The sequence below is a fragment of the Clostridium sp. TJA020 genome, from assembly GCF_058310295.1.
This window is the reverse complement of sequence record NZ_JBZEFC010000016.1, coordinates 1-6,833: the sequence shown is the minus strand read 5'-3', so window position 1 is coordinate 6,833 and position 6,833 is coordinate 1. Positions and strand designations below refer to the sequence as shown.

The window sequence follows — 6,833 nt, the reverse complement described above, 5'->3', positions numbered from 1 at the left end:
AAGAATTGCTGGTTCTAAATGTATTTCTATATTCTGTTCAATTTTCAAAGACCATTTTATCTCGTCGCCCTCAAGCGACTTGTTTATCTTATCATTTAAGAAGATTTATGTCAACAACTTTTTTTATAAAGTTTTCTAAACTTTCAAAGTGTTTCCTCTTCTAAACAACAATAATATCTTATCACTTTACTCAACATTTGTCAACTCAGTTCGACATATTCTAAATATAAGTTCGAACTTAAAAGTCCTTTGTCTTTCAAGCAACGGACTTAATGATATCATATACTATTCCTTATATATATTTATTTTTACTTGTTTAATTAATATATTAGCTAAATTCTCTTAAATACTATTAAATTCATTATTTTGCTACTATTGATACACTAGGAATAGTTTAAGTGAAATAATCTCATTATATAAATAAAAAAGGCAGTTTAAACTGCCTTCTTTAAATAGCTTTTCTTTTTTGAATTGTAACGGGGTAATTTTCTGTACCATTTATATTTTGATTTTTGTTCACAGTAGTACCTTTATCTGCAATTACTTTACTCATATAAACATTATCCTCTATTTTGCTATTCTGAAGTATTATACAATTTTCCATGATACTTCCTTTTCCTATATGAACTCTTCTACCTATAATACAATTTTTAACTGTTCCTTCTATATAAGATCCATTAGCAACTATTGAATTAACTACTTCACTTTCTTTAGTATATTTAGTTGGTGCTTCATCTTGTGACTTTGTATATATTGGATCTTTATCATAAAATAATTCTCTATTTATTTTTTCATCTAAAATATCCATATTTGAATCAAAATAAGATTTTACAGAATTTACACAAGATAAATATCCTTTAAACTCATAAGTTCCAACCTTAATATCATTTAAATTTCTACTTATATAATTTTTAACTTTTCTATCTATTCCATTTTTTACGCACTCATATATTATATCTATAAAAAGATTTGTTTTCATTATATACATTTCCATACTAATATTAGCTTCATTTTCTCTTCCTATATTTTCACCAATACTAATTACTCTATTTACTTCATTTATATTTAAAACTTCACAATCTATAAAGCTATCTTTTGCATTATTTATTTTTTTATAAACTATAGTTATATCATTTTTCTCATTTTTATGAGTTTTTATTAGTTCATTATAATCTATATTACATATCATATATGATGGTGCCAATAAAACATACTCTTTTCTACTATTTTTTATAAACTCTATATTCTCAATAAAATTATGAACATCATCATAATATGGATCATAATCCCCAAAATTAAAAACTCTAAGTCCATCCTTTTTTCTATGGAGGTCCCAAGGTCTTCCATTAGTTAAATGATTTACTAATGACCTTGATTTATTTTTTGTAAATATACCTATACCTTCTATTCCTGAATTAGACATATTTGATATTATAAAATCTATTATTCTATATCTTCCTGATATAGGTACTGATGCTAATGTTCTATATCTAACTAACTCTCCCATTTTACTTTCATTTTCATCCAAATTTATTATTCCTAAACAATTATTCAAGCAAACTTCACCCTTTCATCACTAATAATCTATTAGACTATTTCAAAACATTTTATACCATAGAAATTTCTCTTGGTATAACCCCTAAATTTTCTTTATCTGCTAGATTATCTATAATATTTCCAGCTGCTACTACTGCAATTTTATTTCCATTATCTATTAAAGAACCTTCCTTTATTATGGAATCACTTCCTATAATCGCTTTATCTATAATCACATTACTTTCAATATAAGCATTTGGCATTATTACAGAATCTTTTATTATAGTATTTTCCCCAACGTATACACCTTGAGATAATATAGAATTTTCTACAACTCCATATACTTTACAACCTTCATTAACCATAGAATTTTTTATTTTTGATTTTTTACCTATATATTGAGCTGGTCTAACAGGATTTTTTGAATATATTTTCCAATCATTGCTTCTTAAATCTAATTCATTTTCTTCTCTCAATAAATCCATATTTGCTTCCCAAAGACTATCTATAGTTCCAACATCCTTCCAATAACCTTTAAAAGGATATGCTAACATTCTCATATTATCATTCAACATTTTTGGTATTATATTTTTACCGAAGTCATTGCTTGACAATTCATCTAGTTCATCTTCTTTTAAATATTTTCTTAACTTATCCCATTTAAATATATAAACCCCCATTGATGCTTTATTACTTTTTGGTTTTTCTGGTTTTTCTTCAAATTCATATATAGTTAAATCTTCATTTGTATTCATTATTCCAAAACGCTTTGCTTCTTCCATAGTAACTTCTATAACCGCAATTGTTACATCAGCATTATTTTCTTTATGAAAATTTAGCATTTTATCATAATTCATTTTATATATGTGATCACCTGAAAGTATAAGAACATACTCAGGATTATACCTATCTATATACTCTATATTTTGATATATTGCATTTGCAGTTCCTTTATACCAATCTCCACCCTTCTCTTCTTGATATGGAGGTAATATAGATACTCCACCATCTCTTCTGTCTAAATCCCACGCATCTCCAATTCCTATATGTGAATTAAGCTCAAGTGGTTTATACTGAGTTAAAACACCTACTGTATATATACCAGAATTTACACAATTGCTTAAAGGAAAATCTATTATTCTATATTTTCCTCCAAATGGTACTGCAGGTTTTGCTAAATTCTTTGTTAACACTCCTAACCTAGAACCTTGTCCACCAGCTAATACCATTGCAACTATTTCCTTATTAACCATATTCACTTATTCCCCTTCCCCTAAATATAATATTTATTTAATTAACCCAAATAATAATTTATATAATAATCTCTATATTAATTGTTCATATATATCTTTATATTCTTTTGCAGACTTTATCCAGCTATTATCACTCTTCATAGCTTGTACTACTATTTTTCTAAATTTATTTTTACTATTATAAGTTTCTAAAGCATAATTTATAGAATTTATTAAATCTAAGTGATTATAATCTTTAAATACAAACCCAGTTCCCATACCTGTTTGTTCATTATAAGATATTACTGTATCTTTAAGTCCACCGGTTTCTCTTACTATTGGAATTGCCCCATATCTTAATGCAATAAGTTGTCCAAGTCCACAAGGCTCAAATAAAGATGGCATTAAAAATAAATCTGATGCAGCATATATTTTATGTGCTAACTTATTATCAAATAAAATATTAGCTGATAATTTATCAGGATATTTATTAGCAAACCATTTAAATCCTTCTTCAAATTCATTATCTCCTGTTCCTAAAACAACTATCTGAACTTCTTTTTGTAAAAGTTCATCTAAGCAATACATAAATATATCTAAACCCTTTTGACTAGTTAACCTTGAAACTATACCTATCATAGGAATATCTTCTGATTCTTTAAGCCCAAGTTCTCTTTGTAACATCAATTTATTTTTAACTTTTAATTCTATATTTTCTACTGAGTAATTTTTATAAATATAATCATCTTTCTCTGGATTATATTCATCATAATCTATACCATTTACTATTCCTTTAAGAATATCTTCTTTAAACCTCAATAACCCATCTAACTTTTCTCCAAATTCCTTTGTCCTTATTTCTTTAGAATAAGTTTTACTAACAGTTGTTATTAAATCTGAATAATTTATTGCACCCTTTAAAAAACTAACTCCACCATAAAGCTCTAAACTTCCATTGTTAAATAATTCATAATCATATCCGAACAGTTCTGGTAATACCTCCTTATCAAAGGTTCCTCTAAATAATAAGTTATGAATAGATATTATAGTTTTTATTCCCTTATAAAACTCATCATAGTAATATTCAACTTTATTAATAACAGGAATCATTCCAGTTTGCCAATCATTACAATGTATAATATCTGGCTTCCACCCAATTTCTTTTATAAGTTTAAATATAGCCCTATTGAAAAAAGCAAACCTTTCTCCATCATCATAATATCCATACAATCCATCTCTTTTAAAATAATATTCATTGTCTATCAAGTAATAAGGAACATCTTCATATTCACATTCTAATACTCCACAATATTGATTTCTCCAACTAACCTCTACATTAAATGATTTTAAAAATTTAGACTTATATTTTGAATTAAGGTTTATATCTTTATAATTTGGTATTATAACCCTAACATCTATACCCAACTTTTTTAATTCTTTAGGTAATGCACCAATAACATCTCCAAGGCCACCTGTTTTTATAAAAGGGTGTGACTCAGATGCAACTATTAAAACTCTCATTTTCTCTTACTCCTTTGCTTACTATTCTATTATGTTCTTATTTTTCACAGTTAGCTTATTAAATTTATCAATACCTAATATTGATGCTCCCATAGGTGGAACTTTTATTTTTATAGAATATGGCATATTATTGTATTCTTTATCTTCAGCAACAAGTATTTGATCCATAATTTGTCCAGATCCACCATATTCTTTATCATCACTATTAAAGACTTCTTTATAATCAGCTAAATATGGAACCCCTATTTTAAAGTCATAATATACATTAGGAGTAAAGTTACATATAAAAATTAATGTATCCTTTTCTTTTTCTCCCTTCCTAATAAAGGTAAAAATACTTTGATCTTTATTATCTGCATCAATCCATTTAAATCCTTCTGGATTATAATCAAGTTCCCATAAAGCATTATTTTTTTTATAAAATTTATTTAAGTTTTTAGTGTATTGTAACATTTTATTATGCATTGAAAACTTATCTATAAGTTTCCATTCAAGCTCCTCATAATCTCTCCATTCTATAAACTGTCCAAATTCAGAACCCATAAATAAAAGTTTTTTTCCAGGATGTCCAATCATGTAAGCTAAATATAATCTTAATCCAGCAAACTTGTTCCAATAATCACCCCACATCTTATCAACTAAAGACTTTTTACCATGTACCACTTCATCATGAGAAATTGGTAATATAAAATTTTCAGAGTAATTATACATCATAGAAAAAGTCATATTATTATGATGATATTTTCTATATATAGGATCAATCTCTACATACTTTAAAGTATCATTCATCCATCCCATATTCCATTTAAAGTTAAATCCTAAACCACCATTTTCTATAGGCATTGTTACATTAGGCCAAGATGTTGATTCTTCAGCAACCATAATTATATTTTCAAATTCTGAAAATACAGCCCTATTTAACTCCTTCAAAAATGATGTTCCCTCTAAACACTCATTGCCTCCATATATATTAGGCAACCAATCGCCATCATTTCTTCCATAATTTAAATAAATTATATTAGAAACAGCATCTACCCTTAATCCATCTATATGAAATTCTCTAATCCAATAAAATGCATTTGATATTAGAAAACTCCTTACTTCTGGCTTACCTAAATCAAAATTAGAAGTTCCCCAACCTTTATTTTCAGCTTTCCATCCTTCTTCATACTCGTAAGTAGGACTTCCGTCAAACATATATAATCCATGTGAATCCTTACAAAAATGCCCTGGAACCCAATCAAGTATAACTCCTATATCATTTTTATGAAGCTCGTTTATAAGTTCTTTTAAATCTTCAGCATTACCATATCTACTAGTTACTGAGTAATATCCTGTTGACTGATAACCCCAAGATTTATCTAATGGATGTTCCATAATTGGCATTAATTCTACATGCGTATATCCCATTTCTAAAACATATTCAGTTAACCTTTTAGCTAATTCTTTATAAGATAAAAATTCATCATCACACATTTTCCAAGAGCCTAAGTGTACTTCATATATATTAATTGGACTTTTATAAATATTATTTCTTTTTCTTTTATTAATCCATTTTCTATCATTCCACTTAAACTTTATATCTTCTTTCACTATAGAAGCAGTATTAGGTCTTAATTCCGATTGTAAAGCATATGGATCCGCTTTATAAAAAGACCTATTTTTAAATTCGTCTACTATATAATATTTATATTTTGTACCTACCTTTAATCCAGGAATAAAAATCGTCCATATACCATTATCACTTATTTTTTCCATCTTATATTCTTCCAAAGGCTTAAACTCTGAAAAGTCACCAACTATATAAACCATACTTGCTTTTCCAGCCCAAACAGTAAATCTTACCCCTCGTTTTCTCTTTTCTATAACACTATGAGACCCCATAAACCTGTAGCTATTATAATTTTTTCCTTCATGAAATAAATAATTATCAAATTCAGTTATTTGACCTTTCTTAACTGTCTTTTTTATAACTTTATCCCCCTCTGCTACTTTACCCATGTTATCTTTCGCCCCCTTCTAATATCCATTACTTTACAATTGTAGCATTATATTTTCAAAATCTCTATTTATTTCATAATCTAAATTCCTACAAAATAAAATGTATTTTTTAAAAATTTATAACTTAAATAAATAAAGGCCAAAAGTTATAGAAAAAATAACTTTTAGCCTTTTATATTTTAAATATAATTTCTTTTATAAATCTTGTATCTACAGAATACAATTAAAATTTTAAAATAACACATAACTTTTTTATACATAAATTTATTCATAACACTAAAAAACTATTCATTTATTATATTGAGAAAAATATAAATTAATTTAAAAACAAAAAATAAATTAATTTAAAAATTTTATCCATTAGAAATTTTTAAATAATAAAAAATTTAATTTTGAAAATAAATGAGATTATAAATGGATTAATAAAATTATATATGTAAAATCACTCTTTAATAATTGCATATTCTAGAGATAAATTAAGAAGTCCAATAATATATATACTTAATTTATATATACTAAAGTAATCAGAAGAAAGAACTGTAA

Annotated in this window: 4 protein-coding genes; all 4 read right to left on the bottom strand. The window is 26.2% G+C overall.

Annotated elements, in window-relative coordinates; all coding sequences use genetic code 11:
- Nucleotides 1-448: 448 nt before the first annotated feature.
- The gene (glgD, locus tag AC4FQ1_RS13010) at nucleotides 449-1,555 is read right to left on the bottom strand and encodes a glucose-1-phosphate adenylyltransferase subunit GlgD (RefSeq protein ID WP_491169862.1); all 1,107 of its coding nucleotides are present in this window, start codon (nucleotides 1,553-1,555) and stop codon (nucleotides 449-451) included.
- A gap of 52 nt (nucleotides 1,556-1,607) precedes the next feature.
- On the bottom strand, nucleotides 1,608-2,789 hold the full coding sequence (locus tag AC4FQ1_RS13005; RefSeq protein ID WP_491169861.1) for a glucose-1-phosphate adenylyltransferase: 1,182 nt from the start codon (nucleotides 2,787-2,789) through the stop codon (nucleotides 1,608-1,610).
- Nucleotides 2,790-2,861: 72 nt separating this feature from the next.
- Nucleotides 2,862-4,289 carry a glycogen synthase GlgA gene (gene glgA, locus AC4FQ1_RS13000; RefSeq protein WP_491169860.1) on the bottom strand — a complete coding sequence of 476 codons (1,428 nt, stop codon included), beginning with the start codon at nucleotides 4,287-4,289 and terminating at the stop codon, nucleotides 2,862-2,864.
- Between the two features lie 21 nt (nucleotides 4,290-4,310).
- Nucleotides 4,311-6,290 carry a 1,4-alpha-glucan branching protein GlgB gene (glgB, locus tag AC4FQ1_RS12995; protein WP_491169859.1) on the bottom strand — a complete coding sequence of 660 codons (1,980 nt, stop codon included), beginning with the start codon at nucleotides 6,288-6,290 and terminating at the stop codon, nucleotides 4,311-4,313.
- Nucleotides 6,291-6,833 lie beyond the last annotated feature (543 nt).

What these genes read in the sequence shown, in the direction of transcription:
- glgA (WP_491169860.1), bottom strand. Translation starts at nt 4,289, where the DNA reads ATGAGAGTTTTAATAGTTGCATCTGAGTCACACCCTTTTATAAAAACA.
- AC4FQ1_RS13005 (WP_491169861.1), bottom strand. Translation starts at nt 2,789, where the DNA reads ATGGTTAATAAGGAAATAGTTGCAATGGTATTAGCTGGTGGACAAGGT.
- glgB (WP_491169859.1), bottom strand. Translation starts at nt 6,290, where the DNA reads ATGGGTAAAGTAGCAGAGGGGGATAAAGTTATAAAAAAGACAGTTAAG.